The organism is Kitasatospora griseola (assembly GCF_044999035.1).
Classification (GTDB): domain Bacteria; phylum Actinomycetota; class Actinomycetes; order Streptomycetales; family Streptomycetaceae; genus Kitasatospora; species Kitasatospora griseola.
On record NZ_CP173360.1, the window covers coordinates 675644 to 701883 of the forward strand.

The 26240-nt window shown below is 71.1% G+C and carries 32 protein-coding genes and 2 pseudogenes; 12 read left to right on the forward strand and 22 right to left on the reverse strand.

Annotated elements, in window-relative coordinates; translation table 11 throughout:
• Positions 1-80: 80 nt before the first annotated feature.
• Positions 81-1160 carry a substrate-binding domain-containing protein gene (locus tag ACI1MP_RS03335; RefSeq protein WP_404867666.1) on the reverse strand — a complete coding sequence of 360 codons (1080 nt, stop codon included), beginning with the start codon at positions 1158-1160 and terminating at the stop codon, positions 81-83.
• Between the two features lie 76 nt (positions 1161-1236).
• On the opposite strand from ACI1MP_RS03335, the gene ACI1MP_RS03340 reads away from it, so the two are divergent.
• Positions 1237-1692: a MarR family winged helix-turn-helix transcriptional regulator gene (locus tag ACI1MP_RS03340; protein WP_404867667.1), complete on the forward strand. Its 456-nt coding sequence runs from the start codon at positions 1237-1239 to the stop codon at positions 1690-1692.
• 37 nt (positions 1693-1729) lie between these two features.
• Here the strand turns inward: ACI1MP_RS03340 and ACI1MP_RS03345 are convergent, their stop codons facing one another.
• On the reverse strand, positions 1730-2185 hold the full coding sequence (locus tag ACI1MP_RS03345; protein ID WP_404867668.1) for an ROK family protein: 456 nt from the start codon (positions 2183-2185) through the stop codon (positions 1730-1732).
• A gap of 12 nt (positions 2186-2197) precedes the next feature.
• Here ACI1MP_RS03345 and ACI1MP_RS03350 point away from each other — a divergent pair.
• Positions 2198-2440 (forward strand): annotated as a pseudogene (locus ACI1MP_RS03350) (Tn3 family transposase); the annotation flags it as partial.
• A 16-nt stretch (positions 2441-2456) separates the two neighbouring features.
• Here the strand turns inward: ACI1MP_RS03350 and ACI1MP_RS03355 are convergent.
• From ACI1MP_RS03355 to ACI1MP_RS03370, 4 genes are all read right to left on the reverse strand, one after another.
• Entirely contained in the window at positions 2457-3068 is a 612-nt protein-coding gene (locus ACI1MP_RS03355) for a TetR/AcrR family transcriptional regulator (protein WP_380331931.1), read from the reverse strand.
• 62 nt (positions 3069-3130) lie between these two features.
• Positions 3131-3847, reverse strand: a complete 717-nt coding sequence (locus ACI1MP_RS03360) for an ABC transporter ATP-binding protein (RefSeq protein ID WP_380331934.1) — start codon at positions 3845-3847, stop codon at positions 3131-3133.
• A complete protein-coding gene (locus ACI1MP_RS03365) occupies positions 3844-4971 on the reverse strand; it encodes an FtsX-like permease family protein (RefSeq protein ID WP_189275372.1) in 1128 nt (375 codons plus the stop codon). Before ACI1MP_RS03365 ends, ACI1MP_RS03360 begins: the two co-directional genes overlap by 4 nt.
• Positions 4972-5462: 491 nt before the next feature.
• Positions 5463-6278 (reverse strand): tyrosine-type recombinase/integrase, encoded by an 816-nt coding sequence (locus tag ACI1MP_RS03370; RefSeq protein ID WP_380331938.1) that lies wholly within the window; start codon positions 6276-6278, stop codon positions 5463-5465.
• A gap of 220 nt (positions 6279-6498) precedes the next feature.
• On the opposite strand from ACI1MP_RS03370, the gene ACI1MP_RS03375 reads away from it, so the two are divergent.
• On the forward strand, positions 6499-7065 hold the full coding sequence (locus tag ACI1MP_RS03375; RefSeq protein WP_404870761.1) for a family 20 glycosylhydrolase: 567 nt from the start codon (positions 6499-6501) through the stop codon (positions 7063-7065).
• Here ACI1MP_RS03375 and ACI1MP_RS03380 read toward each other — a convergent pair.
• Both ACI1MP_RS03380 and ACI1MP_RS03385 read right to left on the reverse strand, forming a co-directional pair.
• The gene (locus ACI1MP_RS03380; protein ID WP_404867669.1) at positions 6971-7480 is read right to left on the reverse strand and encodes a DUF6262 family protein; all 510 of its coding nucleotides are present in this window, start codon (positions 7478-7480) and stop codon (positions 6971-6973) included. The two genes, ACI1MP_RS03375 and ACI1MP_RS03380, sit on opposite strands and share 95 nt — an antisense overlap.
• On the reverse strand, positions 7465-8154 hold the full coding sequence (locus tag ACI1MP_RS03385; RefSeq protein ID WP_404867670.1) for a hypothetical protein: 690 nt from the start codon (positions 8152-8154) through the stop codon (positions 7465-7467). The genes ACI1MP_RS03380 and ACI1MP_RS03385 overlap by 16 nt, the downstream gene beginning before the upstream one ends.
• A 205-nt stretch (positions 8155-8359) precedes the next feature.
• Between ACI1MP_RS03385 and ACI1MP_RS03390 the strand changes: the two genes are divergently transcribed.
• A complete protein-coding gene (locus tag ACI1MP_RS03390) occupies positions 8360-8749 on the forward strand; it encodes a VOC family protein (protein ID WP_189278698.1) in 390 nt (129 codons plus the stop codon).
• 71 nt (positions 8750-8820) lie between these two features.
• On the opposite strand, the gene ACI1MP_RS03395 is transcribed toward ACI1MP_RS03390, so the two are convergent.
• Positions 8821-9048: a hypothetical protein gene (locus ACI1MP_RS03395; protein ID WP_404867671.1), complete on the reverse strand. Its 228-nt coding sequence runs from the start codon at positions 9046-9048 to the stop codon at positions 8821-8823.
• A gap of 282 nt (positions 9049-9330) precedes the next feature.
• On the opposite strand from ACI1MP_RS03395, the gene ACI1MP_RS03400 reads away from it, so the two are divergent.
• On the forward strand, positions 9331-9465 hold the full coding sequence (locus ACI1MP_RS03400; RefSeq protein ID WP_404867672.1) for a hypothetical protein: 135 nt from the start codon (positions 9331-9333) through the stop codon (positions 9463-9465).
• Between the two features lie 376 nt (positions 9466-9841).
• On the opposite strand, the gene ACI1MP_RS03405 is transcribed toward ACI1MP_RS03400, so the two are convergent.
• Positions 9842-10039 carry a YegP family protein gene (locus tag ACI1MP_RS03405; protein ID WP_100584533.1) on the reverse strand — a complete coding sequence of 66 codons (198 nt, stop codon included), beginning with the start codon at positions 10037-10039 and terminating at the stop codon, positions 9842-9844.
• 228 nt (positions 10040-10267) lie between these two features.
• Between ACI1MP_RS03405 and ACI1MP_RS03410 the strand changes: the two genes are divergently transcribed.
• Entirely contained in the window at positions 10268-10543 is a 276-nt protein-coding gene (locus ACI1MP_RS03410; protein WP_404867673.1) for a hypothetical protein, read from the forward strand.
• A 34-nt stretch (positions 10544-10577) separates the two neighbouring features.
• Here ACI1MP_RS03410 and ACI1MP_RS03415 read toward each other — a convergent pair whose 3' ends face one another.
• The 4 genes from ACI1MP_RS03415 to ACI1MP_RS03430 all read right to left on the reverse strand — a co-directional run bounded on the left by ACI1MP_RS03415 (position 10578) and on the right by ACI1MP_RS03430 (position 15022).
• Positions 10578-12812, reverse strand: a complete 2235-nt coding sequence (locus ACI1MP_RS03415; RefSeq protein ID WP_404867674.1) for a HEAT repeat domain-containing protein — start codon at positions 12810-12812, stop codon at positions 10578-10580.
• Positions 12813-12942: 130 nt separating this feature from the next.
• A complete protein-coding gene (locus ACI1MP_RS03420) occupies positions 12943-13173 on the reverse strand; it encodes a hypothetical protein (protein WP_404867675.1) in 231 nt (76 codons plus the stop codon).
• A gap of 780 nt (positions 13174-13953) precedes the next feature.
• On the reverse strand, positions 13954-14244 hold the full coding sequence (locus ACI1MP_RS03425; protein ID WP_189275359.1) for a DUF427 domain-containing protein: 291 nt from the start codon (positions 14242-14244) through the stop codon (positions 13954-13956).
• A 157-nt stretch (positions 14245-14401) separates the two neighbouring features.
• Positions 14402-15022, reverse strand: a complete 621-nt coding sequence (locus ACI1MP_RS03430) for a response regulator (protein ID WP_404870762.1) — start codon at positions 15020-15022, stop codon at positions 14402-14404.
• A gap of 78 nt (positions 15023-15100) precedes the next feature.
• Between ACI1MP_RS03430 and ACI1MP_RS03435 the strand changes: the two genes are divergently transcribed.
• Together ACI1MP_RS03435 and ACI1MP_RS03440 are read left to right on the forward strand one after the other, a co-directional pair.
• Positions 15101-15706 carry a nitroreductase gene (locus ACI1MP_RS03435; protein ID WP_404867676.1) on the forward strand — a complete coding sequence of 202 codons (606 nt, stop codon included), beginning with the start codon at positions 15101-15103 and terminating at the stop codon, positions 15704-15706.
• 378 nt (positions 15707-16084) lie between these two features.
• The gene (locus ACI1MP_RS03440; protein ID WP_404867677.1) at positions 16085-16252 is read left to right on the forward strand and encodes a hypothetical protein; all 168 of its coding nucleotides are present in this window, start codon (positions 16085-16087) and stop codon (positions 16250-16252) included.
• A 204-nt stretch (positions 16253-16456) separates the two neighbouring features.
• Here ACI1MP_RS03440 and ACI1MP_RS03445 read toward each other — a convergent pair whose 3' ends face one another.
• Together ACI1MP_RS03445 and ACI1MP_RS03450 are read right to left on the reverse strand one after the other, a co-directional pair.
• On the reverse strand, positions 16457-17668 hold the full coding sequence (locus ACI1MP_RS03445) for a hypothetical protein (RefSeq protein WP_404867678.1): 1212 nt from the start codon (positions 17666-17668) through the stop codon (positions 16457-16459).
• 22 nt (positions 17669-17690) lie between these two features.
• Positions 17691-18218, reverse strand: coding sequence for a SigE family RNA polymerase sigma factor (locus tag ACI1MP_RS03450; RefSeq protein ID WP_404867679.1), 528 nt, complete (start codon positions 18216-18218; stop codon positions 17691-17693).
• A gap of 161 nt (positions 18219-18379) precedes the next feature.
• Between ACI1MP_RS03450 and ACI1MP_RS03455 the strand changes: the two genes are divergently transcribed.
• From ACI1MP_RS03455 to ACI1MP_RS03470, 4 genes are all read left to right on the forward strand, one after another.
• Complete coding sequence (locus ACI1MP_RS03455; RefSeq protein ID WP_404867680.1) at positions 18380-18904, forward strand: tetratricopeptide repeat protein; 525 nt, start codon at positions 18380-18382, stop codon at positions 18902-18904.
• A gap of 473 nt (positions 18905-19377) precedes the next feature.
• Complete coding sequence (locus ACI1MP_RS03460; RefSeq protein WP_404867681.1) at positions 19378-19881, forward strand: hypothetical protein; 504 nt, start codon at positions 19378-19380, stop codon at positions 19879-19881.
• An 83-nt stretch (positions 19882-19964) separates the two neighbouring features.
• On the forward strand, positions 19965-20504 hold the full coding sequence (locus ACI1MP_RS03465) for a winged helix-turn-helix domain-containing protein (RefSeq protein WP_404867265.1): 540 nt from the start codon (positions 19965-19967) through the stop codon (positions 20502-20504).
• Positions 20501-21028 (forward strand): transposase, encoded by a 528-nt coding sequence (locus ACI1MP_RS03470; protein WP_404867266.1) that lies wholly within the window; start codon positions 20501-20503, stop codon positions 21026-21028. Before ACI1MP_RS03465 ends, ACI1MP_RS03470 begins: the two co-directional genes overlap by 4 nt.
• A 215-nt stretch (positions 21029-21243) precedes the next feature.
• Here ACI1MP_RS03470 and ACI1MP_RS03475 read toward each other — a convergent pair whose 3' ends face one another.
• The 6 genes and pseudogenes from ACI1MP_RS03475 to ACI1MP_RS03500 all read right to left on the reverse strand — a co-directional run bounded on the left by ACI1MP_RS03475 (position 21244) and on the right by ACI1MP_RS03500 (position 25730).
• Positions 21244-21741 carry a hypothetical protein gene (locus tag ACI1MP_RS03475; protein ID WP_404867682.1) on the reverse strand — a complete coding sequence of 166 codons (498 nt, stop codon included), beginning with the start codon at positions 21739-21741 and terminating at the stop codon, positions 21244-21246.
• 90 nt (positions 21742-21831) lie between these two features.
• Positions 21832-22661 (reverse strand): annotated as a pseudogene (locus tag ACI1MP_RS03480) (IS630 family transposase); the annotation flags it as partial.
• A gap of 160 nt (positions 22662-22821) precedes the next feature.
• Complete coding sequence (locus ACI1MP_RS03485) at positions 22822-23400, reverse strand: suppressor of fused domain protein (protein ID WP_404867683.1); 579 nt, start codon at positions 23398-23400, stop codon at positions 22822-22824.
• Between the two features lie 41 nt (positions 23401-23441).
• A complete protein-coding gene (locus ACI1MP_RS03490; protein WP_380331982.1) occupies positions 23442-23669 on the reverse strand; it encodes a hypothetical protein in 228 nt (75 codons plus the stop codon).
• A 317-nt stretch (positions 23670-23986) separates the two neighbouring features.
• On the reverse strand, positions 23987-25423 hold the full coding sequence (locus tag ACI1MP_RS03495) for a caspase domain-containing protein (protein ID WP_404867684.1): 1437 nt from the start codon (positions 25421-25423) through the stop codon (positions 23987-23989).
• Positions 25416-25730, reverse strand: coding sequence for a hypothetical protein (locus ACI1MP_RS03500; RefSeq protein ID WP_157815379.1), 315 nt, complete (start codon positions 25728-25730; stop codon positions 25416-25418). Before ACI1MP_RS03500 ends, ACI1MP_RS03495 begins: the two co-directional genes overlap by 8 nt.
• Positions 25731-26240 lie beyond the last annotated feature (510 nt).

A 26240-nucleotide genomic window follows, 5' to 3' on the forward strand; every position in this document is an offset into this window, starting at 1 on the left:
AGGCAAGTATTTCCATATGGAAGGGTTTTGCGGCTGCGTTCTGCCGGTCGAGACGGCGGGCGCCCGTCGGTACTCGCAGGTCAGCGTGCGGGAAGCGGCGGCAGGACGGTGAAACCGAGGCCCTCGGCCCGGGCCAGGTGCACGGTGCGCAGCTCTCCGTGCAGCAGCCGCCCGGCCGCCCGGGCCAGGCCGTGCGGCTCCAGCGCGTGACGGTCGGCGAGTGTCGCGAGCAGCTGCAGGCCGTCGTAGAGGCCGACCGCGTAGGCGTCCAGGACGGGCGCCCACGGCCCGCACAGTGCCCGGTGCCGCTCGCCCAGCAGCTGCCGGGGCTCCTCGGCCAGGGTGGCGAAGGACGGCATGGCGGCGTACAGCGTCCCGGTGTCGTCGCCGCCGAGCGCGAGCAGGCCGTTCTCCTCCAACGCGCCGGACAGCCGCACCAGTCGGCGGTCGAGTCCGCTGCGGCGCAGCGCGCGGTTGAAGTGGACCAGGTCGCGGCCGATCAGGCTGAGCAGCAGGGCGTCGGCGCGGGCGGTGCGCAGCTCGTCGAGCAGTGGTTCGACGGCCGGCTGGACGGCGCCGAACGGGATGCGGCGCTCCAGGACGATCCGGGCTCCGGCCCGGGTGGCGAGGGCGGCGGCGGCGCGGTGGACGGAACGCGGCCAGATGTAGTCGTTGCCGATCAGCGCCCAGCGTCGGAGTCGGTGACGCTGCGTCAGTTCGTCGACGGCGAGGCCGAGTTGCCCGGACGGGTCGGTGCCGGTGCACAGGACGCCGGGGCGGCGGGTCCCGCCTTCGTGCGGCGGGGTGTAGATGTAGGCGATGCGTCCGGCGGCGACGGTCTCGACGGCGCGGTGGACGTCGCTGGTGTGGCAGCCGGCGAGGGCGTCCAGGGCGCCGGCGTCGAGCAGGCGGCGGACTTCGGCGGCCACGGGGCGGGGTGCGCCGCCGCCGTCGACCAGGACGAGGTCGAGGGGGCGGCCGTGGATGCCGCCGCGGGTGTTGATCTCGTGCGCGGCGAGCAGTGCGCCGTCGAGTGCGGAGGGGCCGGTCAGGCCGAGCGGGCCGGACTGCGGGACGACGAGGCCGACGCGGAACGCGCCGCCCTCCCTGGGGAGGTGCAGCGCGTCGAGCGGGTCGACCAGCCTGGCATCCAGCGTCACCAGTGCGAGTATGGTCGGGATGTCGGCCCCGGGAAAGCCCGCGAGGCTCGGGGGGACCGCGGAACGGGAGGGTCGGATGGCCATCGAGGGTGCGGCTGCCGCGCACGGAACCGTCGCGCCGGGGTCGGCGGGCTCGCCACCGTTGTTGGTGGAGCTGGTGGCACTCGCGCATCGTCGGCTCACGTCCGGTCTGGCGGCGGCGCTCGCGGAGGAGGACTGCACGGTCGACCAGTGGCGGGTGCTGCGGGCGCTGGCGGACGGCGAGGGCCGGTCGATGGGCGAGTTGGCGCAGGCGCTGCTGATTCCACAGGCGAGCCTGAGCCGCCTGGTGGACGCCCTCGCGGATGCGGGGCTGGTCTACCGTCGCCAGGACGACCGGGACCGCCGTCGGATCACCGCCCACCTCTCCCGCCAGGGCGGCTCCCGCCTGTCGCGGCTCGACGCGCTGGCCGCCGCCCACGACCGCGCCGTCCGCGCGGCCTGCGGCCTCCCCGACCCCGCCGGCCCGCTCGCCCGCCTCGCGGCCCTCTGAGCGCCCTCGCGGGCCTCCTACTCAACTCCCGCCGCTCTCACGCCAGTTGCGCCTCCACGTGATCCAGCGCGACCCGCACCGCCCCCAGCGCGACCGCGTCCTCGCCGAGCGTCGAGGAGGCGACCCGGGGCGGCATCGGGCAGAGGGTGTCGAGGGCGTGCTGCACGGGCTCCCGGACGAGGTCGTCGGCGCGGGAGAATCCGCCGCCGACGACGACGAGTTCGGGGTCGAAGGCGAGGGCGACGGTCGCCGCGCCGAGGGTGATGGCGCCGAGGAAGCGGCGGATCCGGTCGGCCGCGTTCGCATCTCCCGATCGCGCGGCGGCGATGAGCGCGGCGACGGCCTGTTCGGAGGATTCCGCGTCGGGGTCGTCGACCAGGTGGCCGGGGGCGGCGTTCCAGCCGATCTCGGGGAGCGCCCCGATCTCGCCGAGCGAGCCGTTGTGGCCGCGTTGCAGGACGCCGCCGTTGAGGACGCCGACGCCCATCCGCATGCCCGCGAGCAGGTAGACGACACCGCCTCGTACTCCGACATCGTGTTCGGCCTGCTCACCCTGGCCGGGTTCTCCTACGCCCCGCAGTTGGCCGATCTGCCCGACCAGAAGCTGTGGCGCATCGACCGCACCGCCGACTACGACGCCTTCAACGAAGCCACCCGCGGCCGCATCGACCTGAAGCGCATCAAGCGGAACTGGGAGGATGTGCTGCGGATCGCAGGGCGTGTCGGGCCGCGGGCGGCCGAGGTGTTTCGGCGGTACGAGGGCTTCAGGCCTCTTCTTCCGGTGCGCGGGCGGTGCTGTCGGCCGGGGTGAGGCAGCGGCGCACGAGGGCGAGGGTGCGCTGTGTGACCGTATCGAGGGGGGTGCCGTTCTCGACGGCGGCCAAGGCGGTGTGCAGCATTCCGGCGATCAGGTCGGCCGTGAGCGCGGGCTCGGGAGCGCCGAGCTCCCGGACGGCGGCGCGGAACGGTTCGACCTGGTCCAGGTGGAGTTCCATCAGCCGTTGCTGGCAGGCCGGAGGGAGGCCGGCGTTCATGAGAGCGAGGGCGGGCCGGTGTGCGCCTTCGGCGCCCAGGCGGAGGCTTTCCCCGAAGAACGCCTCGACGCGTTCCAGTGGGCCGTTCGCGGTGGCGATGGCGCGGGTGAGTGCCTCGTTGGAGCGCCGGAAGGCTTCCTCCGTGATGGTGGCGAGGAGGGCTGCCGAGGAGTCGAAGTACTGGTAGACGCTGGAGCGGGCCAGGCCCGCGCGGGCGCCGACCGCCGCCGGTGTGACGGCGGCGGCGCCCTCGTTGACCAGGATGTCGATCGCCGCTCCGATCAGCGCCTCGCGTTGCTGGGCACGGTGCTCGGCGACGGTGGAGGCGTTGATCTTCGGCATGCGGGCGGGCTCCTGGAGGGGTGGAGAGGGCCGGGAATGCGGTGCCGGTTGGCGGCCGCCCGTCAGGACAGGCGTCCGTCGACCATCTCGTACACCCGGTCGGCAGCGTCCATTATCGCCGTGTCGTGGGTGACCATGACCGTGGCCGTTCCGCGCTCATGGGTCTGTTCGGCGATCAGTCGTACCGCCTCGGCGGACCGTACCCGGTCCAGTGCCGAGGTGGGTTCGTCCACCAGCAGGACGGCGGGGGAGGTCATCAGGGCGCGGGCCAGACCGGCGCGCTGGCGCTCGCCGCCCGACAGCTGGTGCGGACGGGAGCCGGCGCGGTGGGTCAGCCCGACAGCTTCGATGAGTTCGTCTGCGCGGGCCCGGGCAGTGGTGTCGAGGCGTCCGTCGATGTGCAGGGGCAAGAGGAGCTGTTCCCTGACGGTGAGGGAGGCCAGCAGGTTCGACTGCTGGAAGACGAAGCCGATGTGGCGAAGGCGGACGGCGGTGCGTTCCTTGTCCGACAGGGCGGTCAGCTCGGTGCCGGCAATGTGCACGGTGCCCGAGGTGGGCCGCTGGAGGCCGCCGGCGACGGCGAGGAGGCTGGACTTGCCGGATCCGGAGGGGCCGACGACGGCGACGAACTCGCCGGGGGCGACGGTCAGGCCGACGTGGTCGAGGGCGGTGACGGCGGTATCGCCGTCTCCGAGGGTGAGGGTGACGTCGTCCAGGCGCAGCCCGCCGGAGCGGTCGGTGTCCGCGGCGGCCTGGTGGTCGGTGGCGGGTGTGGTCATCGGGTGGCTCCCAGAGCGGTCAGGGGGTCGACGGCGGTGATGCGGCGGACGGCGACGACGGCGCCCACGGTCCCGAGGACGACGAGGAGGCCGGAGGAGGTGGCGATGGCCGGGGCGGAGAGGGAGAAGGGGGCCTTGCCGATCATCGCGCTGCCCAGGGCCAGGCCGACGGCGGTGCCGAGGGCCGTGGCTCCGACGAGCACGGCGACGACCTGGGCGAGCGCGTCGCGCAGGATGTACCCGGTGCGGGCGCCCAGTGCCTTCAGCAGGGCGATCTCGGGCTTGCGCTGGACGGTCCAGACGGTGAAGAACGCGCCGACGACCAAGGCGGAGATGACGTACAGGAATCCCTTGATCAGGGCCATGGTGCTCGACTCGGCCTCATAACCGGGGGACGCGTCGAACGTGGCCTCCTTGGTCTCGGCGAGGGTCCCGGTTGCCTTTTCCGCCGCGGCGACGTCGGTGCCCGGCTTCAGGGTCAGGGCGACGGCGGTGGCCTGTCGGCTCGCGGCCTCGGGCAGGTCGCCGGGCAGGCCGTAGTGCAGATGCCGCCACGTGTCGAGGTCTGCGTAGACGACGCCGATGTGGCCGTAGGAGACGGTCTCGTCGACCAGTCCCACGACCTTCAGCCGCACCTCGCTCTTGTCCGCGGTCAGCACATCGCCGATCTCCACGCCCAGGTCGGCGATCTCCCGGGTGATCACGATGCCCGCACTGCCCTCCTTCAGGCCCTCACCCTTGCCGGGGCTGGGTGCCAGGGGGGAGTCCGGTGCCATGCCGAAGACGGCGAGGTTGACCTGCTCGCCCTTCATGGCGCCCTGGGTCACCTGGGCATTGGCCAGGGTGTTCCCGAACGGCTCCGCGCGCTCCACTCCTGGGGTCTTGGACCAGGTCTGCCAGTCCTCCTGCTCCACGGTTGAGCGGGAGAACTGCTCGCTGGTCGCCTTCTCGTCGAAGGCCATGTGGGTCACGGGCAGCGCGCGCAGCCCGGATATACCGGCGTCCGCCAGACCGGAGGCGAGTCCGGACAGGAGGACACCGAGTACGGCGATGAGCGCGACCACCGCGCCCATCAGGGCGAAGCGACCGCGGGCGAAGCGCAGATCGCGTAGGGCAAGGAACACGGAGCTCTCCGAGCGAGGAAGGAAATGAGGACACGACAGGCTGGCCACGCCGCCTCTTTGCCTAAACTTGACGACGCAGATGTCGGCATCTTATCGGATGTTGCCGACGCACCTGTCGGCATGTTGTTGTCGCGTACGTCGGCCGGATCCTCCCCGCCAGGCCGCCCCTGTGCGGGTGCGGCCTGGCTTCGCCTGGGGTTGTACCCGGTCCGCCGACCGGCCGGATCGCTCGCGAGGCCTGGCCGCCGAGCTGTTGATCACGACGTCGGAGCAGGTTGAAGAAACCGCCGTCACACCCCGAGAGCCGGCGGACCGCCGTCGCAGAGAGTTCCTTCTCACCGGACTGCGTCGTCGGGAGAACAGCACTGACGCCTCGTGCAGTCGGCACCGGCCAGACCAGGGGAATGCTGGGGGTGAGGGCCTGCCTGCAGGAGCTGCGCGATCTCGCCCGGGGCATCCACCCTGCGGTGCTGACCGACCAGCTCCTGCAGTCAGCGACGGCTGTCGCCGGGAGCGAGCAGGCTGGTGAGCTCGGCGATCGCCTCCGGGGGCGGCTTGAAGTAGCGGCGGACGTTCTCCGGATTCTTGTGCCGGGACTTCGCCATCAGCATCAGCAACGACGCGCCCTGTTCGCCGAGGTGGGTCAGGGAAGAATGGCGGTACTCGTGCAGATCCCAGCCCGTTCCAGGTCCGCGTACGGCGGTGTGCTCGTCCAGCAGGGCGCGGGCTTGCCCGTACGACAGCCGGGCGAACCCGGTGTCCGGGCAGACGTCACGCGCGCAGAGCACCTTGCCGGGCCCCGGGCGGCGGTGGGTGACGAACACCGGCCCGCGGGTTCGGCCCTTCAGCAGGCGGGGCAGGAGCCGGGCGGTGCCGGCGTCCCAGTACACGGTCTCCAGCACGTAGTCCTCGCGGGCCCGGCCCCGACGGCGGGCCTTGGTCCGGGCGCCCTTCGCCTTGACCGGGCAGCGACGCCCGGCGAAGTCCAGGTCCTCGATGTTCACACCGAGGACCTCCTCCGCCCTGGCCGAGGTCTCGTAGAGCATCCGCCACAGGGTCTTCTCCCGCAGGTGGACCTCGCGCCGGGCGATCAGCCGGTCGACGGCCATCTTCGATCGGGCCGGGGTCTCGGAGTCCGGTACTGCCAGCCGCTCTGCCCAGGCCGGGACCGTCGGGCCCTCGTACCCGCGCTCGGAGCACCAGCCCGTCCAGGACAGCACGGCGCCGCGGCGGGCGTTCCAGGTGTTCACCGCCGAGCGGCCCCACAGCAGTTCCAGCGCCTCGCCGATCTCGGCGTCCTCCACCACGGGATGACCCTCGGCGCGACCAAGTAGCCGCCCCCGCAGTCGGGTTCGGTCCGACTGCTCGCACGGCCCCCGTGAACCCCACGCCAGGAGAGGGCAGCACGTGACCCCGGTTCCCGCACGCCTGAGCGGCCTGAGCGGCCTGGGCGCGCTCACCCTGGCCGCCGCGGCGCTCACCACGTTCGCGGCCCCGGCGGCGCACGCCGCCGGCACCACCTACTACGTGTCCGCCTCGGCGGGCAGCGACACCAACGGCGGCACCTCTCCCGACGCGCCGTGGAAGTCGCTGGCGCAGGTCGGCAGGCAGACCTTCCAGCCCGGCCTTCCGCCGAACGCCGCCGCCCACATCCTGGGCGCCCAGGGCTGCCTGTGGACCGAACTGATGCCCACCGCCCGCCAGGTCGAGTACATGGCCTTCCCCCGCCTCTGCGCCCTCGCCGAAGCCCTCTGGGGCACCGCCGGCGACTACCCCGAGTTCGCCTTCCGCCTCACCAAACACCTCCGCCGCCTCACCCGCCTGAACGTCACCCCCGGCCCCTCCCACCCACCCGCCCGTCCGTGGCACCCGGGCCCGGTAGGCCGTGTCCGTGTCAGGGCTCCGTGGGACAGTCGGGCCCCAACCGCGAGGGTTAGGCAGAGGAGCGTCCAGGTGTTGCCGGAGATCATCGGGCGGGACGAGTTCGCCGCTCTGATCGTCAGGACCGCTTACCCTCTCGCGCGGCAGCGAGCTCGGCACGGATGTCCTCCAACGAAGCGGTCAGCTCGACGCTCTTCTGCTCCAGTCCGGTGATCGTTCGTTGGAGTTCGTCGATGTCGGCTGGGGCGCCCAACCCCGACTCGCGCCAGGCCTGTTCGCCCAGAACCTGTGACAGCCGGAGCTCCAACTGCTGGATGCGGGCGGCAAGGCGCGCGTTGCGGGCTTGGGCATGTGCGAGGTCTGCCTGGAGCGAGGCCCGGCTGACCGGCGGCCCCGCAGCCGGGTCATGGCCAGTCGGCTCAAGTTCAGCGGCGTGGACCAGGACGAGGAGGTCGCGGTGGCGGTAGAGGAATGTTCGATCCACCCCGGCCTGGCGGGCGATGCCTGAGACGCTGATCGGGGTGCCGTTCTTCGCGGCGTTCTTGATCGCGGCGACCACCCGCTGGCGGCGCCGGTCGGAGTCGGCCTGTCGGCCGGCGTGCATCGCGGGGATCACACGGACGTCCACGGACGGGCGTCCAGCAGCCCGTGCTGGACTCGCGGCTGCGGCATTCCGAGAAGGACGGTCCGTCCGCGGCGGACGACGGCGACCGCTTCCTCGATCCGGGCGCGGTCTTCGGCGGTCAGGCCGGCAAGGTCCGCCCTGACCCGTGAGATCAACCGGCGAACGCGGTGGATTTCTTCTTCGGAGGGCATCGCCTCGGAGCGGGCCCAGTCGTCCGCCTCGAACGCGGACATCAGTTTCTCGCGGCTCCGCAGGAGGTCGGCGAGGTAGCGTTCCGGATCTGGAAGGTAGGACACGTCGGTCTGGAAGTGCTCGCAGCCCAGGCAGTGGAAGCGGAGCGGACAGGCATGGCCGCCGGCCGCGACGTTGGAAGGTTCCTTGCAGACGCCGTAGGCGGTCGCGATCTCGCCGATCGCGCGCCGCACGTGCTCGGAGTCCAGCAGTCCCTGGACCTGGCACCAGACCCGGCTCCCGTGCCGGTCGAACTGCAGGGCCGTGACCCGGTCCACCGCTTCGCGCTCGCGCTCGTCCCGTACTAACGGTGACGTCGGGTATTGGAACTGTCCGAATGTCCCGGGGCCTTTCTGTCCGCTGCCGGTTGTCACGATCGGCTGGCCCCGGATGAGGGAAGGCCAGGCCGGCGGCCGGGCGTGCAGCGGACCTGCTCGGGCAAGCACATCGCTCCGCGTGGTCGCCCCGGCCTGCCGGATGTCGGGGCCTGCACCGCTGCTAGGAACGCTTCCTCGCCGCGGTCGGCATAGCCGCAATCCTGATCGCCTACCGCCGCGCTGGAACAACGGCTAGGATCCACGGCAACATCGCGTGCCGGTCGCCGACTGGGTGAGGCATGGAGGTGTCGGGAGATGCCCTCGGAGGCATTCCTTGTCAGTTGAGTTGAACCACACGATCGTCCATGCCCGGGACAATCGGGAGTCTGCCGAGTTCTTCACGGACTTGCTGGGCGTTGAGATCACCGCAGAGTGGGGCCCGTTCATCGCGGTCGACCTGAGTAATGGCGTCACGCTGGACTTCGCTACGATCCCCGCAGACAAGATCACCCCGCAGCACTACGCCTTCCTGGTCTCCGAGGCGGAGTTCGATGCGGCATACGCGCGGATCACACAGCGCGGTATCGAGCACTACGCCGACCCGCACCGGCAGCACCCTGGCGCGATCAATCACAACGATGGCGGACGCGGCGTGTACTTCATGGACCCGGTCGGCCACGCGATGGAACTCATCACCGTGCCGTATGGCGGCTGGCCTTCGTAAGCACTTGCGCCGAGGGCTGCAGTCTGCGTCGGGGTGCAGCCCTCAACTGCTGCTTGGGCCGAGGAACGCAGTCAGTATCTTTGCGTTCGCCTCCCGATGCCGGCCGTGGCGACGAAGGCCACGGAAGCGACACCCGTGCGTAAGCCGGGGTACAGGGCCACACCGTCGGCATGGGCCTTGGTCGTCGATTCCGCGCGCGAACGCGCGAACCGAAGATGACGCAACCACCGATCGGCGATGGACACCACCTGCAACTCGTCGTCGATCGCGTCGACGGTCACGCCGTACTGGACAGCCACCTCATGCACGCGGTCGCCGAGGCCGGCCAGAAGCGATCGAGCACCTCCTGAGGACGAGGCAGAATGATCGTCATGACGACTTGAAGAGCACCGGCCGGACGCAAGGCCTGGCGCAGGGGCGAAACCGGCTGGTGCGTTCGTGACCGTGAACGCTGGGTCTGCACGGTGCGCCGGGAGCCACTCCGCTCCTACCAGTACCGTGTGCATTCGCCTGAGTCCTCCAGGTTCGAGCGATGCATCGGATTCAACTGGTGCTCGGGGTGCCGGATCTATTCGGGCAACATGGTCTACGTCCACCGCGAGCGGGTCTTGCTCGACGCCCTTGCGTCGCTGTCGGCCGATGACCGCGAACGGTTGCTGCGCAAGGAAGCCGCGCTGATCGACTATCTCGACAGCCGAGACCTCGATCACCGCTGAGCCGAGCATCATGCTGAGCCCCCGGGAGTATCGAGTTCGAGCGAGAAGCGCCGTCAACGGTCTGACGAAGCGTCGGGGCCGTCCCGGAGTTCATCGTGGTGTCCCTGGACGGGCTGATGATGAACACCACGGTCCGGAGTGATGGCACCGTCAGTACCATCGCCATCCGCCCTGAGCCCGATCCGCGACCGGGTCCGGGTCCGGGTCCGGTACGACCGGAACCGCCCGGCGATCTCGGCGCCCCTGGGCACGAGGAGACGGTCCTTGGCACTTGACGGGGTATCCCGGCCGTCGGCGGGCCGACCCGTCGCCGGGCTCCTGGCGGGCGGTCAGGTCTGCCTGTCAGGAGCCCGGCGACGCGGGCACGGGCCCGGCCTCACTTCATCGCGGCCTCCCGGGGGATCTCCTTGACCTCGGCGGTCGGGGCGTTCCGCTTGACCGAGTCGATGCCTTTCTCGCAGGCGCCTTTGGAGTTGTATGCCTCGCCGACCGCGATGATCTCGCCGTTGCCGGCCTTCAGCCGGAACCGGAACTTGCCGGCCTTGTCCTCGTAGATCTCGAACTTCCCGGACATGACGTCTTCCTTCCTGACGTGGGTGTCTGGGCGCGTTCCCGAGGAGTTGCCCGCGAAGGCCGGTCGGCGCTGCAGGACCCTCGTCTGCGTGAGCGTCACCACCCGTCCGGCGGCCGGTTCCCGGGGCGCTGAGGCAGCGCACCGGCCCGATCCCGTGCCGAGGCCGGCATCCGCCGACGCGCGGGGCCGGCCGACGGCACCGCACCGATCGAGGACTGGGCCGTCCTGATGCCCGACGACCCCGAGACCGTGGGCCTGAGACTGTCCGCCCACCACCCTCTCTTCGCCCACCAGGCCGGGGACGGCGTCGGTCTGGGCCGGGGATCGACCGGGCCGGGCGTCGACGGAAGCCTCGGCCGGGCGACCGTGAAGTGCCCCGGCGGCACGGCCGAGGATCCGGGGAGCCGCCTCGAACCGATGAACTCCTCGACGCGGGACGCCCTTGCCGCGGTCGCCCGGCACTCCGCCGAGCGCCACGGCTGCTCGGCACCGGCACCGCCCTGACGGCCCGCCACTCGGAGGCCCGGGAGAGGGGTGGTCAGGCGAACGTGCCGGCAATCCGGTCGGGCCGGGTCGGGCCGTGCGGATCCTGCTGGGCGTCCGGCTCGCCGAGGCGGGCGAGGACGGCCCGGCAGGCGCGCTGCAGTTCCTCGTCCTCCTCGATCGTCGTGAACAGGTTCTTGCCCCGTCCGGGCAGCGCCAGTTGGGCCTGCAGTGCGGGGGCGGCCGGGCGGGCGGCGAGGCCCATCCGCTCCAGGCAGGGCACGACGACGCGGCCGGTGCACGGGTTGTCCGCCCAGGCCGGGAGCAGGACGTCCAGCACCGTCTCGGCCTCGTGCTCGCCGCCGACGTCCCAGAGCGCGGCCGCACAGTGCACGCCGGGCCAGCCCCGGCCCGACGCCCGCTCCCGCAGGCGCGGCAGTGCGGCGGCGGCCGCGGGGCCGATCGCGCCGAGCAGGCCCGCGACGTCGTCGATGTCGCCGGCCCTGAACGGCCCGCCGTCACCGTCCAGCCCGGGCAGCAGCAGCGGCAGAACCTCGTCCGGGTCGGCGCCGACCGCCCAGAGCGCGGTGACCGCGGCGAGCGCCGTCTCGGCGTCCCCCGGCCCGCCGGGCTCGGCCAGGGCACGGATCGCCGACCGGGCGGACGCCGCCGCCGGCCCGAACTGCCGCAGCGCCCGCAGTGCGAAGTGGACGATCGGCCACTGTCCGCCCCGCATCGCGCGGTCGAGCACCTCCTCGACCGCGCCCAGCCCCGCCGGGTCCGCCAGGTCGCCCAACGCGGCCAGGACCCCCACCACCTCCTGCTCGGTCCGCTCCTGATCCAGGTCGAACCCGCGCAGCCGGTCGACCAGCCGGGGCGCCAACTCCCCTGCCGCACCCGGCAGGCGCCCCGCGGCGCGGACCGCGCGCCAGGCGTCCACCCCGTCGTCCAGTGCCACCAGCAGGCTCGGCAGCGCCCGCTCGTCGCCGAGACCGGCCAGCGCGAGGACGGCTTCCTGGTGGGCCCGGCGCAGCTCGCGCCGGGGATGGGCCCACGTGCGGGGCCCGCACTGCCCGCACTGGCCGCCGCACTGCTCGGTGACGAAGGCGGCCAGGGCCGGGCGGGCGGGTTCGGCGAGCGGACCGCACGCGGCGAGGGCGGCGGCGGCCTCCGCGACGACCTGGGGGTGCGGGTCGGCGAGGTGGTCGCCGATCAGCGCGACGAGCGGGCCGTGGTCGCCGCGCCAGGCCTGGATCAGCTCCTTCGCCATCCGCAGGGCGTCCACCCGGGCGCCCGCGTCCTCGCTGCGCAGCTGCTGGGCCAGGAGCTCGGTGCGCTCGGCCACCCGACCGTCCAGCACTTCGTGGAAGGTGTTCAGCAGTGCGGTGACCGGCGAGTGGACCTTGCCGTGCCGGGCGAGTTCCTCGAACGCGGCGATGATGTGGGCCGGCGCGCTGCCGGGCTCGATCGCGGGCTGCGGCGCGGCCGGGGCCGGGGAGTGCCACCAGTCCTCGGCCGGGGCGGGCTGCTCACGCAGCAGGCCGACCGCCGCCCGGACCGCCTCCTGGGCGTCGAACTCCGGGACGCAGCGGGCGCGCTGGACCAGTGCGCCCAGCCGGACGGTCGGATCCAGCGCCGCGTCGTCGAGGAGCTCGCCAAACCATGCGGTCGCGAACTCCGACACCTCCGGCCGCCGCAGCGCCAGCACGGCCGTCGTCCGGAGGACCAGCAGGCGCTCCACCGCACCCGGCTCGGCCGCGAGCCGCTCGCGCAGCACGGCGACGGCGCGCTGCGCGTCGTCGACGAACAGCCCGAGCGCCGGGATCGCCGCCTGCCTCACCAGCCGGTCCGCCGCCGCGGCGAATCCGATGAACGCCTCGGCCCGCTCCCGTACCAGCGTCGCCGCCCCGGGGTGTCCGACGTAGTCCCAGTAGTCGTCCTCGGCGTCCTCGGCGGCAGCGTCCGCTTCCTCGTTGTCCTGTGCGTGGTCTCGCTCGAACGCGAGGCGCTCGATTGCCGATTCACCTATGCTCACCAGCAGCTCGATCACCGCCGCCCGCCCCGGCGCGGCAGCGTCCTGCGCCAGCTCGAACAGGAACGGCAGGCTCGCGGCCGTGCACCCGTACACATCGCCCTGGTGGTGCACGGCACTGTAGAACCTGCTGAGCGCACGGCTGCGCGTCTCCTCCTCGGCGGAGCCGAGCTCGCGCAGTAGCGCCGGCACCTCCTCCGCGGTGCCGTAGGCGTGGTGCATCTTCGACCAGTCGATGTCGTCAAGTCCCTCGAACATGCCCGGCACTCTGCCCACTGCCACTGACACCGGGACGCCGCGGGCACACGGAGGGACCTCCGGCCGGCCGCCGAACTTCCGACCGGGGCAGCAGGCACCGGGGCACCCGTCGTCCTGCACTGAAGCTTCGTCACCCGCCGACTGTCGGCCGTTCCCTCAACGCCTCGGCCTGGAATCCGGCGTGCTCCCATCCCCGGGTCCCGGTCTCGAAGCTGTCGCGCGCCGCGTAATGGCGGCGGTGATCGACGCCTGCCCGCACGGCGTCGCCGGAGCCGACCAGGCCGAGCGCCTGGTCGAGGACGTCCTCGCCGTCGAAGGCCACGCGGTGCGCCTGCCGGAGAATGGCCGGCGTCTCCGGCATCGGCTGCGAGATCGTCCACGTACCGCGGCCGTGAACCCGGGCGGCAACGGGGGGTTGTGCCGTGCGCCTGACCCCGGGTCAGGCGGAGCGGATCGCTCGGGTCGGGGAAGCTCCGAAGGCCGGCGCCGAGGTGTGTCTCGGTGGCGGCCTTCGGCGTAGCCAGTCCGGGTCTCGGCCCGGACTGCCGGCCGGCACGAACGACATCGCCGCGGCTCCGTCGCACCGCTCGAAGAGGCGGAAGCGGATCCGGTTTGCCGCCGGCGGCTACTGGCGAGGCTCGTCCACTGACCGGGTACGGGCGGCTGTGGGCGTCGGCAGGCCCTGGACCCGGTGGGAGATTTCGCGGGCGACGGCGCGACTGCGGCGGACCGCAGGCATCGCCTTTCCCCACGGGGCTGCCCGCCGAGTAGCTGAACGTAGCTGCGGATCGAGTCATGTCGCTCCCCCCGTCCTGTCGCCCGACGGCCGTCAGGTGCGCAGGTGTATCGGCCGGTCTCACCGGTGAGGGTGGGTCCGGCGACGAGCCAGCAGCCTTGGGACGACCGCGCCATCGGCGTACCCCTCGACCGGTAGCCGCAGGTACCGCAGCTGACTCGGAGATTGCTGTCGTTGACCTGGTTGCCCGTCGCGGGGCCGGTGCCGGCACCCGGACGCATCCGCAGGCGGCCGCACGTCGCGGCCACCCCGGACGAGCGCGCCCGAGCAGCGCCGCGCGTCCAGGCACGCCGAACCCGGCGGCCAGGGCACCGAACCGCCCCGCCGCCCCGGTCCGTGGCGTTGCTACTCGCCCGTGACGACTTCCACCCCGCGCCAGAACGCGACCCGGTCACGGACGTGCTCGGCCTCCGGCTTCGGCTCCGGGTAGTACCAGGCGGCGTCCGAGTTCTCGACGCCGTCCACCGAGACCGTCCAGTAGCGGGCCGTGCCCTTCCAGGGACAGGCCGTCGTCGTGTCGCTGGGCACGAACAAGTCCCAGTTCAACGCGTCCGGCGGGAAGTAGTGGTTGCCCTCCACGAGCACCGTGTCCCGGGACTCGGCCAACACCGCGCCGTTCCACACCGCACGCACCATCCGTGCCACCGCCTTCCCCGCTGCACCGACAAGCCCTGTCCCACCGTCAACTCCCCGCACCACCATCGCATTCCGAGCCCGCCCCGCCACCACGGCACGGAGGAACGCCGACACCGATCAGGTACGGGCCGTGGGTGCCGGGGGTGCCGGCACTGGATCAGGCACAGCGCGGCGGCCTCAGACCGGCCTCGTACGCGGCGATGGCCGCCTCCACCCGGTTGCGCACGCCCAACTTCGAGAACACTGCGCTCACATGGGCTTTCACCGTGCCCTCGACCAGATGCAGACCACCCGCGATCTCCGCGTTGGACCACCCCGCAGCCAGTCCGGCCAGCACCTCGCGCTCCCGCTCCGTGAGCCCCTCCAGCGAACGACGCGGATACGCCACCCGACGGGCACGCAGCCCTGCAACCACCCGACCCGCGACCCGGGGGGACAGGTAGGCACCGCCGGCGCCCACCGCCCGCACACCGTTCAGCAACTCCCTCGGATCATCGGCCTTCAACAGGAAGCCGTCGGCGCCGTCCTCCAGAGCGCGAGTGATGTACTCGTTCTGACCGAAGGTCGTCAGCATGATCACACCCACTCCGGCCGACTCCTGACGGAGCCGCGCGGCCGCCGTCAGCCCGTCCATGCCGGGCATCTGAATGTCCAGCAGGACCACGTCCGGCCGGTGCAGGCGGGCGAGCACGAGAGCCTCCCGACCGTCGCCCGCCTCGGTGACCACGTCGACCTGCGGGTCCCTGGCCAGAACGGCCAACACCCCGGCCCGGACCATCGCCTCGTCATCGGCCACCAGGACCCGGACCCGGCGGCCGCCGGCTGTCGTCGATTCCACGCGGCGAGCCTACGACCGGTGCCCCGACGGCTCCTCGGACGAGTGCTGACCGCGGCGACGCGGGCTCCCTCCAGCGGGAACCTCCAGCCGTGGCACACCTATGTCGTGGCCGGCGAGCCCCTGGCCCAGCTGAAGAGTCGTACGACGGCCAGGGCGCTGGCGGGCGACCCGGGCGACGCACGCGAGTACCCGATGTACCCGGACGAGCTGGCCTCGCCGTACACGGACCGCTTCGCCGCCGCGGCCGCCCAGCGGTACGAAGCACTGGGCATCGAGCGCGACGACCCCGACCGGGTCACCAAGATCGCCGCTTTGAACTCGAACGCCTTCGGGGCGCCGGTCGTCCTGTTCTGCTACCTCGACCGGACGATGGGCCCCGGGCAGTGGGCGGACGCGGGGATGTACGTGCAGACGGTCATGCTGCTCCTGAGGGCGGAAGGGCTGCACAGCTGCCCTCAGGTGATGTGGACGATGTATCACCGGACCGTCGGCCAACTGGTCGGGGCCGACGCCCGGCTCGTACTGCTCTGTGGTGTCTCGGTCGGGTTCGAGAAGGAGGACGTGCCGCGGCTGCACACCGGGCGGGCGGACCTGGCGCAGACAGTGGACTTCATCGGAATGTGACGACCGGGCGGTCGAGGCGCCCGCTCCGCCGACGGCCACCGGCGCGGTTGCCCATGCCGACGAGCCGACAGCCACCGGCGCGGCTGCCCCGACGAGCCGACGGCCGTCACCGCCCGGGAATGCCGGACGGCCTGCTGGGGCCGGGCGGCCCTGAGGTGGCGGCTGTCGAGCGGGCGAAGGGTATCTGCGGGAGGCCGTCTCTCCAGGTCTTCACGCCGGCACTGTCCTCGATGGCCCACGCGGACCGGCGTCCAGCCGGCTGCGCACCGTCGCCACCGACGCCGCCCGGTGTGGTGCCCGGGCCGCGCGCGAAGGCGTCGAGCAGCTGCGCGCCCTCGGCATCACCGCCATCACGGCGACCAGAAGCAGGAGGACCCGGTGACCGAGCAGGCCGGGAAGGCCGACGTGCGGACCGAGGTGCCGGACGGCGCAGCGGCCGCAGAGCTGGCGGACGGGCTGCACGGGCGGCGCGCGTTCGGGCTGTTCGGACTTGCGGTCCTCCCTGCCTGGCGCCGGCGACACGTCGCCACCCGGCGATCCCGGTGACGGTCCCGCCGGGTGGTCTGCCGCCCAGGGTCGGGCCCCGGTCCGGCGCGCCCACGACCGGAGGCGGATCTCCGACGTCGGCGGGCGGGCCCGGTACGGATGCCGCGTGATCATTCCTCGCCGGTCCTGGCGCCGTGCCTCGGCCGCCCTCGTCGCCCTGTCCGGCGCGCTCGCCCTCTCCGCCGCGCTCGTCCTGGCCGCCGTTCAGTGCTGCCATGCGGTGGCGGCGGCGAGGGCGGTGAGCTGGTCGAGCGTCAGGGCCGGGTTGCCGGGCTGGGCGTCGTAGCCGGTGGTGCCGTTGTTCTCGGAGATGCTCACGCGGGTGCCGTCGGGGAGGAGTGCGTCGACGAGCCAGCGGACGGGCGGAGTGGGGGAGCTCTTGGTGGCGCCGGAGGTCGAGGTGACGACGTCGGCGCCGCTCTGGGTGCGGGTCGGCTGCCCGCCGGTGGCGAGGTCGGCGAAGAGGCTTCGCGGATTGCCGTCCCTCATCCACTGCGGCGTGACCGAGATGGACAGCAGACTGGTCCGCCCGTCGACGGTCACGATGAGATGGGCCGCGCCCGGGGTGGTCTGCGGAGTGCTGCCGCGGTCACGCTGGACGTCCGACGGCAAGAGGCTTTCGGCCGTGGCCAAGATGGCGTCGGGAAGCGGGAGTTGGGAGCTCGCAGGAGTGTTGGTCGAGGTGGCGAACACCTCGAACACCGGGTTCCACGCCGGGCTGCTGACCACCGCGGCCAACTGCTCGACGGACAGGGCGGGTTCGGTGCGGGTCAGTGGCAGGCCGGCCGTGCGGGAGTTCAGTTCGGAGAGGCGGACGCGGCGGCCGTCGGAGCCGGTCCAGATCGCGGTCCAGGTGGAGGTGGGGCCGCCACCGGGTTCGGGGGTGAACTTCTGAATGACGAGGATCGAGCCGTCCGTACCCACGGTCCGGGTACAGCCGGCGGTGGGACGCTCGGTCGGATCCACGCACTGGGTGCCCTCGGTCCCCGGGCCGATCGGCAGCGCGACCCAGTCGGTGCTGACGGTCATCGCCGAAGCGCCCCGGCCGTCGTCGTACGCGATGTGCGCAAAGGGGCCGCCGAACTGGGCGTCCGAGCCCTCGCCGTACGTGTCGTCGACCCGACCGGGCGGCAACAGCGACGTCAAGGTGTCGATCATGAACTGGCCCGTGACGGCCGGGTTGGCTGTCCGGCGGACGGCCGCGGGTGCGTTCGCACCGCCCGACTGCACAGCGATGCCGCCCAGAGCGACCAGTGTCACCGCGGCGCCCGCTGCTGCGGCCACGGCAGCGCGTCGGCGCAGGACACGTCGCCGACCGAGGCGTTCGCCGGCATCGGCCAGCATCTCGCCGGGCGTGTCGGGGGCGAGATCGGCGGCGTCCCGCAGCAGTTCGGAGACGGCGTTGTCGGAAGGCATGGGGAGAACTCTCCTGCGAGGGTCAGTGACGGACGAGCTCGTCGAGTTGGTCGCCGAGGACGGCGCGGATGCGCTCCAGCGCCCGGCTGCTGCGCGAGCGGACACCGCTGGCGCTCAGTTGGAACACGGCGGCGGTCTCCTCGACGCTGCGGTCCTCCCAGAAACGCAGGACCAGCACGGCGCGGTCCTGCGGGGGCAGCGCACTCAACGCCCGTAGCAGGGTCAGCCGCAGCGAGGGATCGGGATCGCTGACCGTGACCTCGTCGAAGGTGTCGGTCGCCTGCTCACTGCTCGCCCGCCGTCGACGGTGGGACAGAAAGGTATTGACCAGCACGGTCTGGGCATAGCCGGCCGGATTCCCCAACCGGGCTATCTTGCGCCACCGTCCGTAGACCCTGCCCAGGGCCTCCTGCACCAGGTCCTCCGCGAGATGCGCGTCACCGCCCGTCAACAGGTACGCAGTGCGCAGGAGATGACGTCCTCGCGAGACCGCGAACTCCCGGAAGTCCGGAGGCTGCGCCGGATCGGGACTGGCCGATGGATGCTTCATGTCTGTTTAACGCGACGTGCCTGCCGCCGCGTCCCGGGCGGGGCGGCTCATAAGGACGAACGAGAGCTGCAAACGCCGGGCCGATCCACAGGTGGGCGCCTGCGGGCGAGGCTCCGATAAGGTGAGCTGATTTCCGGACTCGTACGCGTGGGGGCGCAGCAGTGACGACCGAGGTGACGACCGACGTGACGCCCGAACTGGCCGAGGCGATCCAGCGTGGCTACGACCAGCGCGACCGGGCGAACATGGCGCCGACGATCGCCTACTTCCAGGCGCTGCTTGCCGAACACCCGGACCACCCGGTCCTCGTGTACGAGGTGGGTGGCGCCTACGACACTGCGGGCCAGGAAGAGACCGCCCGCGGCTACTACGAGCGCGCGCTCGCCCTCGGCCTCGAAGGCGACGTCCTGCGCCGGTGCCTGTGCCAGTACGCCAGCACCCTGAGGTGGCTGGCCGAGTTGGACGAGTCGCTGGCAGTGCTCGACCGCGCCCGCAGGGAATTCCCCGACTCCGACTCCGTCCGCGTCTTCCGCGCCCTGACCCTCAACGATGCCCAGCGGCCGGACGAGGCGGTGGCCGAGTTGCTCTCCGTCGTCACCGACCATACCGAGGTCACCGACCTCGGACGGTGGGCGGTCGGGCTGCGCGGCCTCGCCCAGTGGCTCGCCGACGGCCGCCCCGAATAGGAAGCAGCCGCCCTGCACCTCGGCTGGTGCGCGCACCCGAAACTGGCATGCAAACGGCAGTGCCCAACGGAAGATCGGCTCTCTGTCGCGATGAGTGGCTGTGGGGGCGAGGGCTCCTCTCTCATTCCAGTCAATGACCACTCGATCTGACGACGTCGCACACCTGAGGTGCCACGCCGATCGTGACGGTGAGCCGACATGGGACATCACCGATGGGGCCGGCTCCGAGGCGTGCACCTTCAGCTGTACACAGCGGTGCACACTGGCCCGTACGCCGACAAATGTCGGCGTGCGTATGAATGTGCTCAGCGACGAACGAGTGAACGTGCCCAGTTCCTGAGGTGCGGACAGTCCTCGTTCGGCAGGTCTGCTGTGTCGCCTGTTCGGGTGACAGAGGGCGGCTGACGATGGGATCGGACCCGCGCGCTGGAAGAACGGCGTCAACTGTCCGAGTCGGCCCATACGCTCATCGGGTGACCGATGACGAGATCATTGACGTCTGCCGGAGGATCGCCCAGGAACGGCAGGCGCCCCCGCCGGCGCCGCCCGAAGCCGTTGCCGAGGCGGAACGCGTCATCGGGTTCGCCTTCCCCGCGCTTCTCCGGCGTCTCTACACCGAGGTGTCCAACGGCGGCTTCGGCCCCATCGACGGGGTCCCGCCAGTTGATGTGGGGTCGTGGCAGGAGCACATCGCAGTTCCCTACGAGAACGGGCCGGACCCCAGCGGGCGCATTCCTGCAGGTGTCGTGCCGCTCTACGACTGGGGCTGCACGATGTGGTCGATGATCGACTTCCGCGACCCGGACGGCGCGATGTGGTCCAACGCGGACGGTGACTGCTGGCGGCAAGGGATCACCTTTGGCCAGTGGCTGGTCGCCGCGACGGACGGGAAGTTGCGCTTCGCCTGGCCGGACGGGGTGCCCCCGGAGAGCGAATGGCACCGACCGAACGCACCGGCTGGCCAACAGGAGAGCTAACTCCGGCCGCTACTGAACTTGATTGGGTGATGTCGGAGCCGTTCGCCTGACAGTGGTGGGTGGGCTCCGGTAGCTCTGGGTTCGTGAGGTACGCGCAGGGCGGCGGGCTGACCGACGCCGAGAGGGCCGCGCGGGAGCGGATCCGGCTGCAGGCCGTGGAACGCTTCGAGGGCGGGCAGAAGAACCGGGAGATCGCTGTCGCGCTGCGGGTGAGCGAGCGGTCGGTCGAGCGGTGGCGCCGGTCCTGGCGCGAGCGGGGCGAGGCCGGCCTCCAGTCGAAGGGCTCACCAGGCCGCCCGAGACTCGGCCCGGACCAGATTGCCAGGCTGGAGAGGGAGTTGGAGCGTGGCCCGCTCGCCCACGGCTGGGCGGATCAGCGGTGGACGCTCGCGCGGATCAAGACGCTGATCGGCCGACTGTTCCACGTTTCCTACACGGTCGAGGGCACGTGGCAGTTACTCAAGCGGCACGGCTGGTCGTGGCAGCAGCCCGCCCGCCGGGCGATCGAGCGCGACGACGCGGCGGTCGAGGTGTGGAAGAAGGAGACCTGGCCGCGGGTAAAAGCTGTGCGGCGGCCCTCGGAGCCTGGATCGTCTTCGAGGACGAAGCAGGGCAGTCGATGACGCCGCCGCGCGCCAGGACATGGGGCCGGATCGGCCGGACCCCCGTCGTTCGAGTCCGGGGGCGGGGTTCCGGCCGGGTGTCGATGGCGGGCATGACCTGCTACAAACCCGGCGAACGGTCCCGGCTGATCTACCGCATTCGCGAGTACCGGGGCCGCAAGGACGAGCCGAAGGGCTTCGGCTGGCGCGACTTCCGGGACCTGATCGTCCGCGCCCGGATCCAGCTCGGCGGCCCGATCGTACTGGTCTGGGACAACGTCCGCCTCCACCTGACCAAGCCGCTGCGGGAGTTCATCGCCGCGAACTCCGACTGGCTCACCGTGTTCCAGCTGCCCACCTACGCGCCGGACCTCAACCCACAGGAGGGCATCTGGTCGCTGGTCAAACGCGACATCGGCAACCTCGCCGCCGCCGACCTCGGCCAGATCACCCGAGCCGTGAAGCACCGGCTCAAACAGATCCAGCACCACCCCGACCTCGTCGACGGCTGCCTCGTCGGCACCGGCCTGATCATGGACGGCTGACCGACATCACCCAATCAAGTTCAGTATCAAGCGCCCATCTCGCTGAGCACGTTCATCTGTACTCGGCTGAGCACTTCAACAAGTGCTGTGACCGCATAGGTTTACCGAGGTGGTACCGGTGAATCGGGCTGGATGCCCCAAGGCAGTCCGTCCGAGGGGGTCAGAAGCAGTGCTGGACTCGGTCGGCCCGCGAGCGGCTTCCGCTGCTCGTCCGGTCAGTGGGTGAAACGCGGGTCCGATGCGTCGTACTGGTATCCCCGGGACAGAACCCCCGCGACCTCGATCTCGCCGTGTGCCTCGGCCCACGCGCGGATCAACGCCTTTGCGGCGCTGTGGCGTTCGGCCACCTCGCGCAGCGGCACCACGACTTCGGCCACCACCTCGCCTTCCGGCATGCCCTCGTCGTCGGCGGCCCCGGCGTTGCCGTCATTCACTGCGGCAACCCTGACCCGGCGCGGCGTCCCGGGGGCGTCCGGCAGCGGGATCTGTTTGACGAAGTACGAACCCTCGAAGAAGTAGAAATCATGGACTTCACCGTCGAGCGCCCCTGCCACCGCGGCCCCCATCGAGCCGAGCACGGAGAGAACCGCATCCGTCCACCCTGGGAACGGGAACTCCTGGCTGCCCAGCGTCAGCCAGGCCGGGCCGTCGACGAAGAGGGGATCGCGGGAGTCGACCTTGATCCTGTCCGGAACGACCTGCACGTCGAACAACTGCCACCGCTCCCGTGTACCCGAAACCGCACCGGCTGCGGCCCGTGTTCAGCCTAGTTCTGTGACCGAGGCGTTCGCCAGGTTGCTTGATCACATTGCGAGGGCGGGTCTGCCGCCCCACCGGATGCCTTTCTCGCTGCGAATTCTGGCGCGCTCACGTCGTTGGGCGGCCGGGACATCGGCGTGGCGGGCGTTGGCGTTGCGCCAGCGCAGGAAGCGGTGCAATTTGCGGGTCTGGACCGGGTGGTTCGGGTGGTTGGAGTTGGCGAGCGTGAACTGCCGCAACGGTCCGAAATGTGCCTCGATCGGGTTCGCCCAGGAGGTGTTGGTGGGGGTGAAGCACAGGTGGACGTTGTTGTTCTTCGCCCAGCGCCGGATCTTCTTGCCGTTGTGGGCGGAGAGGCTGTCGAGGATCACGTGGACCGGGGCGCCGTCCGGGCGGGTGGCCCGGATCGACCTGAGGGCGGCCGGCGTGTTCGTGGTGCCCTGTGGCACCTGTTCACACCCCAGAGCGTGTCGTCGCCGACCGAGTAGCAGCCGTGGAAGTGGGTCACGCCATGGGTCCGCTTGCAGGTCGCCGGCAGCCGGTCCGGCCGTCCCTGTTCGGCCCAGCAGCTGCCCGCAGTGGGGCGGATGCCGAGCGGCCCGAACTCGTCGAACGCGAACGTGCGGTCGGGGAAGCGGTCCCGGACGTGTTCGATCCGGTCGAGCTTGGCGTCGCAGTCGGGATCGGTGGACTCCTTCCACGTCTTGGCGCGCTGGAAGGTGACGCCGCGTCGGGCCAGCAGGCAGCGCAGGGCCTCCCGGCCGATCCGGATCACCCGACCGTGGACCCGGCGCAGGAAGGCGAGCAGTTTGCGGATCGACCAGCGGGTGAAGGGCCGGCCGAGCTTGGTCGGGCGAGTGGTGGCCGTCCACACCCCGACATCTCGTCCTTCAAGCCCCAGCCCCCGTCATCGCCAAGGCCCTCGGCTGTCACGGCAGAACAGCCACCCGGCTCGTCACCGAAGCCGGTGGAACCTTCAGCCGATGCATCAGCCGGGATCGAGTCCCATGACCCGTGGGCTGCCAGACGAGAACTCACACGACCGAGGCCCTGAAGGGGTCGGTGGGAACCATCTCGGCCTCGTCGAAGAGTTGCTCCAGCGCCTCGTGGCCATGACGCCGACGGAACTCGTTCTCGGTTGCCGTCACTGGCAAAGCCCACAGGATGCGGGCGTGTCCAGCGGGCAACGCGCAGCGCTCAAGCTCGGGCCCGTGGAGATAGGGCAAGCTGATCAGCAGGTGGTCGCAGACCGAACCCGGCACCCACGGTTCACCGATCGGCATGCTGTGCTCCAGGTCGAGCCGATGCCCTCCGCGGTGGTAGTACGCGATCATCGCCACGAGTTCGACGAACCGCTGGTCACGGACATGGGCGGTCATGACGAACTCAAGTCCGTGGCCGTCCCGCTCCTCCGCAGACCAGCAACCGGCCGTCACATAGGCCCAGCAATCGCTGCGCGGGCCGGGACCCACGACGAGAACTCGTAGGTCGGCCAGCACCTCTCGCCGCCCCGGCCCGATGTCGTACTCGACGACCTCCACAAGATGCCCGTCGAAGAACTTTCGGACATGTGACTCGACGACCTCCGCCGCCCGCACCGTCGCAACACTCACCGCGCGATCATGTCAGACCGCCGACGGGCGCTTTCGACCAATCACTCAGTGTCATACAGCGCTGGCATCTGCGAAGACGGGCGCGGGCGGCCGAGCGGGTCTCGACGACCACCTGGCGAGACGGTCGTGGCCGAGGCCGGGGCGGTTTCCGGCTCCAGGAACGGCGAGCGCTCCACGGACGGCAGGCGCGGGAGGCGGTCGGCGGCAACCGGCTCGTCGATGGCGGACGAGGAGAAAACCAGCCCCACCGGGCTGTGATCGGTACTCATCGCCACAGTCTGTCCCATCGCCGGCACCGCGATCGCACCGGGTCGTTCGACTGCACCTCGATCGCACCGGGTCGTTCGACTGCACCTCGCTGTCGGGCAACAGGCCGGACGGCCCGGACTGTTTCGGCATGACATCCGGCACGGAGTCCGGCACAGCGCCCCGGTGGGCCGCACCTCGTCGGTGGCGCGAAGACGGCGCGGCGAACGGCCTCCCGGTCCTCCCGGTGCCACCAGTGGCAACCTCCGGGTCCGGCCGGTAGTCGTCGGAGGTGGGAGCGGGTGGCCGCCGCGGGTGTGCGGGGGCCACCCGTGGGGGGTCAGAAGCTGTTGAAGGTCAGGCTTTCGTTCCGCGGCCGGTCTTCGTCCTCGTCGGAGGCCATCGCGCTGCCGAATCCGAGGGCGGCGACGACAAGCGCTCCAGCGATGGCGGACAGCGAGGTGAGGACCGCGTGCCAGCCGGAGGGCGCGGTCACGTGCAGGCCGACCTTGTGGGCCACCCACACTGCTGCGAGGAAGCCGCGCGAGGGTACCCAGATGAAGTCGATCGCCGCTCCGGCGATCCCCAGGAGGATGGCGATTCCGACAATCGCACCGGCGGCCACCCGCCCGGCGCCGGAGTAGTTGTCGAACGGTTCCTTGGCGTTGAGCCAGGAAATCACCCCGATGCCCAGGCCCACCACCGGCAGGAAGCCGAGAACGGTGAGGATGGTTCCGACGAACCCGTGGACCGCGCCGAGCAGCAACAGGGCCAGGATCTTCTGCCCCGGCTGCGTGGGCAGGACGAAGTCATGGGCCCACCAGGTGGCCGTCCACAGCCCTGCGGCCGAAGCGCAGACGAACAGCAACCACAGGGTGATCCTGGCGAGTTCCCGGATCGCGCCGCGGTGGGCCTTCCGGTAGTGGTTGACCTCCTTCTCCCGCGCCTTGAGCCGCTGGGCGAGTTCGGTGGCCAGTTCGTTGGCGACCGGCCGCCCTTCGGAGCCGCCGCGGGCGATCATGTCGACCCGGTTCGGGTTGCGGGCCAGGCGGATCGGGCCGTCGACCGAGATGACACTGAGCGTCGGCGTCTGTGGGGCTTCCTGCTCGCGCACCCGGTTGCTGATGAACCCGTACAGGTCGTCGACCGTCACATGGCCGTCCTGGTCCAGGTCGGCTTCGCCGGTGCGCAGACCGTGGACGATGGCGGCCGTGAACAGGGAGGGGGTGCCCGCCTGCCGGCTCCCCATCAAGTCCCGTTCGAAGGCGTACTGGAGCGCGGTGGAGGAGGTGATGACGACACGTCCGCTGCCCTCGAACGTCTCGCTCACATTGACGTCCATCGCCTCGCCGCGTGCGCGCATGGCCCGGTTGAAGGCACCGCTGTAGCAGCAGTCCAGGAGGAGGACGATGCTGCGGCTGGAACTGCTCTCCATGCAGTCGGCAAGGAATTCGGCGCTGACCGACGTCGCCTCGACCAGGTCCGCATCGCTGTCGCGGGCGATGAAGTGGAGACGGTTCCGGCTGTCCTTCTGCCCGTGGCAGGACAGGTGGAGGAGCAGGACGTCGTCGTGCTCCGCCTGTTGGAAGAACTTCTGGATCGAACGCTTCCACTCGGTGGCGGTCGCGTCCCGCAGCACGGTGACGGAGAACCCACCGATCTCGGAGTCCCGGAGCACCGCGCTGAGCTCCCTCGCATCGGCGGCCGCGCCCGGGAGTTCGGCGAAGTTGCGGTCGTCGTGGGACTGGTTGGCGATGATGAGGGCGCGCTTACTCATCGTCCTGCTCCTGCGCAGCCGTTGCCACGAGGCTGGTGAACGCTTCGATGGCAGCCGCCGTCTGTCGCGGCTTTCCGGCGGTGATCTCAAGTACGTTGTCGCCGACCTTGATGTGGATCGTGCCGCTGTTGCGACGGGCCAGCCAGTCCTGCGCCAGCAGGATGAGCGCTCGCAGCGCGGGCGTTCCGGCCAGGCTGAGCAGCAGGGAACTGTAGACGACCGTCTCACCGGCCCTGGTGCCCGTCGGCGCCGACCCTCCCGGAGCGTGGGCAAGGCGCAGAACGCGCAACTGGCGGACCTCCTCCACCAGGAACTCCATTGCCCGGTCGGCGGCTTCAGGGCCTCTCGGGTCACTGAGGTCGAGTCTGACCTCATGTGGTGCTCTGTCCATCTCTCCTACCCCCAAAATGAGGTTGTCGCGATCGGAGCGGCCGACAAGCGCCTCGGAACTCCACTGCCCCGTCCCGACCCGCCGGCTGCCGCAGCCCGGCCCGACCCGATCTCGACGGCCAAGTATGCCGACTCCTGGACGAGTTGACCGGAGAAGACGATCCACTCGCCGACTGACACATACCCCCGGAAGGGCACAGCTCGAACCCGACGCCACCCCTTCCGGCATGTCCCGTTCCGGAACCTGGCGAAGCACGTTGCCGCCCGCCCGGTTGAGGGGTGCGGGGCGACGCTCCGGCGGTCCCGCACTCAACGGCTTGCCCTCGAAACCAGATGCACGAGGGGACTCGCGCGGCTGGAACAGCCGCATGACGATCTTCACCTGTGCAGGATGCGGTGCTGTCCTGACAGCCCCACACCTGCCCGG

Excerpts from the sequence above, each read along its gene's own strand:
- ACI1MP_RS03490 (WP_380331982.1), bottom strand. The coding sequence starts at position 23,669 with ATGAGTACCGATCACAGCCCGGTGGGGCTGGTTTTCTCCTCGTCCGCC.
- ACI1MP_RS03355 (WP_380331931.1), bottom strand. The coding sequence starts at position 3,068 with ATGCCGAAGATCAACGCCTCCACCGTCGCCGAGCACCGTGCCCAGCAA.
- ACI1MP_RS03405 (WP_100584533.1), bottom strand. The coding sequence starts at position 10,039 with ATGTCCGGGAAGTTCGAGATCTACGAGGACAAGGCCGGCAAGTTCCGG.
- ACI1MP_RS03345 (WP_404867668.1), bottom strand. The coding sequence starts at position 2,185 with ATGCGGATGGGCGTCGGCGTCCTCAACGGCGGCGTCCTGCAACGCGGC.
- ACI1MP_RS03400 (WP_404867672.1), top strand. The coding sequence starts at position 9,331 with ATGGTCTACGTCCACCGCGAGCGGGTCTTGCTCGACGCCCTTGCGTCG.
- ACI1MP_RS03360 (WP_380331934.1), bottom strand. The coding sequence starts at position 3,847 with ATGACCACACCCGCCACCGACCACCAGGCCGCCGCGGACACCGACCGC.
- ACI1MP_RS03425 (WP_189275359.1), bottom strand. The coding sequence starts at position 14,244 with ATGGTGCGTGCGGTGTGGAACGGCGCGGTGTTGGCCGAGTCCCGGGAC.
- ACI1MP_RS03470 (WP_404867266.1), top strand. The coding sequence starts at position 20,501 with ATGACGCCGCCGCGCGCCAGGACATGGGGCCGGATCGGCCGGACCCCC.
- ACI1MP_RS03445 (WP_404867678.1), bottom strand. The coding sequence starts at position 17,668 with ATGCCTTCCGACAACGCCGTCTCCGAACTGCTGCGGGACGCCGCCGAT.
- ACI1MP_RS03420 (WP_404867675.1), bottom strand. The coding sequence starts at position 13,173 with ATGCCGGAGACGCCGGCCATTCTCCGGCAGGCGCACCGCGTGGCCTTC.
- ACI1MP_RS03415 (WP_404867674.1), bottom strand. The coding sequence starts at position 12,812 with ATGTTCGAGGGACTTGACGACATCGACTGGTCGAAGATGCACCACGCC.
- ACI1MP_RS03450 (WP_404867679.1), bottom strand. The coding sequence starts at position 18,218 with ATGAAGCATCCATCGGCCAGTCCCGATCCGGCGCAGCCTCCGGACTTC.
- ACI1MP_RS03410 (WP_404867673.1), top strand. The coding sequence starts at position 10,268 with ATGCCCGACGACCCCGAGACCGTGGGCCTGAGACTGTCCGCCCACCAC.
- ACI1MP_RS03430 (WP_404870762.1), bottom strand. The coding sequence starts at position 15,022 with ATGGTCCGGGCCGGGGTGTTGGCCGTTCTGGCCAGGGACCCGCAGGTC.
- ACI1MP_RS03340 (WP_404867667.1), top strand. The coding sequence starts at position 1,237 with ATGGCCATCGAGGGTGCGGCTGCCGCGCACGGAACCGTCGCGCCGGGG.
- ACI1MP_RS03495 (WP_404867684.1), bottom strand. The coding sequence starts at position 25,423 with ATGAGTAAGCGCGCCCTCATCATCGCCAACCAGTCCCACGACGACCGC.